This window comes from Pseudorhodobacter antarcticus (genome assembly GCF_900110135.1).
Taxonomy (GTDB): Bacteria; Pseudomonadota; Alphaproteobacteria; order Rhodobacterales; family Rhodobacteraceae; genus Pseudorhodobacter; species Pseudorhodobacter antarcticus.
Map to the genome: position 1 here is coordinate 1 of NZ_FOCO01000102.1, position 2,156 is coordinate 2,156.

The window sequence follows — 2,156 nt, forward strand, 5'->3', positions numbered from 1 at the left end:
ACCCATCTGCGCCATCGCCGCATCCCCACCGCCAGTTCACTGTCCCACCATACCGCAGTGTGGGCGGTGGGGCAATTTATAGAGGTGCCCTTAAGGAAATACCACCCGACAGCTCTTCTATGGTAGAGTTGGATCAAGAATTTCGGGGTACGTTGATCACTATAAGCCTCGAACTCGACAAAGGTTATTTAGAGAATGCTGACCATGACTAAAATTGACCTCGTAAGGCTGACAAAAAATAAGGTGCGTATGCTCACCGGACAAATTCGTGGGGTGGAGAGCCGGGCGTTGTACTCTTTGGATGAACTGGAAGCGTCTGGCTCTCCGATACAGATTTGCGCCCCGGAAAGCTTGGAGGCGATTACCACTTCGTTTGTGCAAGGTTTTCTTGGAGCGACTGTTTACGAGCGCGGAGATGAAGCTGTCGACGCCCTCTACGACTTTTCCCTTCTCCCAAAGACACTAGAGGACGACTTTCGAGTTGGGATTGAACGCCTGAAGCTACACAGCGCTGCCCGACGCCGGGAGAGCCCATAAGGGAGTAGGCGCTTTGGAGCTTGGCAAAGTTGACCTCGATACGATCGTGGTTGCCTTACTGACAGTTCTAGGTTTCTGGCTTCAGTATTGCAACTTCGAGGGAAAACTATCCAAAAGAGACAAACGAGACCTTTTTATTCGAACTGTTGACGAGCCGATGTGTCAGCTTTTGCGCGAACTAGACAAGGCTGTGTCTTTAGCGCATGCGTTAATACGTGCTAAGGATGAAGCGACATCCAGCGTTCTGTTTACTTTACTCATGGCGACAAACCGTGATCTGGCGCGAACGGTCAATAGGTTAAGTAAAGGGAAGTACGACTTTGGCGAGGGGTGGATTTCTGTTGATTTAGCAGGCTTAGAGGACGCCACCGCCTTAATTGATCACGACCTTCACCAACCTGTCGAGATGAAGAAAATCATCAGCGAGATAGCGTTGCTTGATCGGGACTTCAAAGTGATTTTGGATGGGTGCAGGTCCAAAGTAGGTATTTGAAGCGCCAGGACAGAAAATCCAGCGGCGTCCCTTTGTCCTACAATCTTGTCTGGGGATCATTTTTCGACTGATGCTGGATAAGTCGCCAAAATCGCTCTGCTGCAATATCGGTTGTCAATCACTGCAAATTCGGGTGGCGAGCCACAACAACCACACTTGTCCACAGAAGAATTGCGCAGAAATCCCTTTACAGGGTTTCGCTCTGCCCACACTATATTTAGTAAGATCAAAGCATGTAGACCGCAGCGTCTTGCCATGCACACAAACTCTAGGGGTGTCTTTCTGCCTGAAAGATATCGCGCTGGGGGGTAAAAATGAGGCTGGGCATGTCACTTTCTGAAGAGTATCTGTCGGACGACCTTCACCCGATCGACATCGTCGAAACGCTGGCCCAAGGCCATGCGTGGGAATTTGACCGCGTGACCGATGACCAAATCGCAATGGCGGTCGAAGGGCAGTGGCGCACCTATTCGCTGACCCTTGCTTGGTCGGCACAAGATGAAACTTTGCGCCTGATCTGCACCTTTGAAATGGAACCACCCGAAGGCCGCATTTCCGCGCTGTATGATGTGATGAACCGCTGCAACGATATGGTGTGGACCGGGGCGTTCACTTGGTGGGGCGACCAAAAGCTGATGGTGTGGCGCTATGGGCTGTGCCTTGCGGGCGGGCAGGTTGCGGGACCAGAACAAATCGACCGCCTGATTTCCAGCGCCGTTATGGCCGCAGAACGCTTTTACCCAGCCTTCCAATTGGTCACTTGGGCCGATCACACACCCGAAGCCGCGATGAAAGTCGCCATCGCCGAGGCGTATGGCCGCGCGTAACGGCCCGCCTTTGTAAAGCCGCGCCAAACCGCCAACAACGGCTGCGGGTTTGAACGGGATTTTTGGTGGCGGGAAATGCGCAAATTTTCCGATGTTCCAGAAACGAGGGTTTTTGGAACACTTCAAAAGATCATTGACCACTGTTGGAATATTGCAGAAACGGGCGGTGAACGACTCTCGGAGATGAACACGATGGCGAGACGAAAGTAAGCGTCCGGTCTGACTGCCCTGCCTGCGTGATGGAGTGGGTGATAGTGTCCACCATCGGTAGTGGACATCTTGAGGTCGGTGATGGCGGG

At 52.4% G+C, this 2,156-nt stretch carries 3 protein-coding genes; all 3 read left to right on the forward strand.

Annotated elements, in window-relative coordinates; genetic code table 11:
- The first annotated feature begins 195 nt into the window (after nt 1-195).
- The 3 genes from BMY36_RS19020 to BMY36_RS19030 all read left to right on the forward strand — a co-directional run bounded on the left by BMY36_RS19020 (nt 196) and on the right by BMY36_RS19030 (nt 1,857).
- Nucleotides 196-537 carry a hypothetical protein gene (locus BMY36_RS19020; RefSeq protein WP_050520544.1) on the forward strand — a complete coding sequence of 114 codons (342 nt, stop codon included), beginning with the start codon at nt 196-198 and terminating at the stop codon, nt 535-537.
- A gap of 13 nt (nt 538-550) precedes the next feature.
- The gene (locus BMY36_RS19025) at nt 551-1,030 is read left to right on the forward strand and encodes a hypothetical protein (RefSeq protein ID WP_050520545.1); all 480 of its coding nucleotides are present in this window, start codon (nt 551-553) and stop codon (nt 1,028-1,030) included.
- A 326-nt stretch (nt 1,031-1,356) separates the two neighbouring features.
- Nucleotides 1,357-1,857 (forward strand): type III secretion system chaperone family protein, encoded by a 501-nt coding sequence (locus tag BMY36_RS19030; protein WP_050520546.1) that lies wholly within the window; start codon nt 1,357-1,359, stop codon nt 1,855-1,857.
- Nucleotides 1,858-2,156 lie beyond the last annotated feature (299 nt).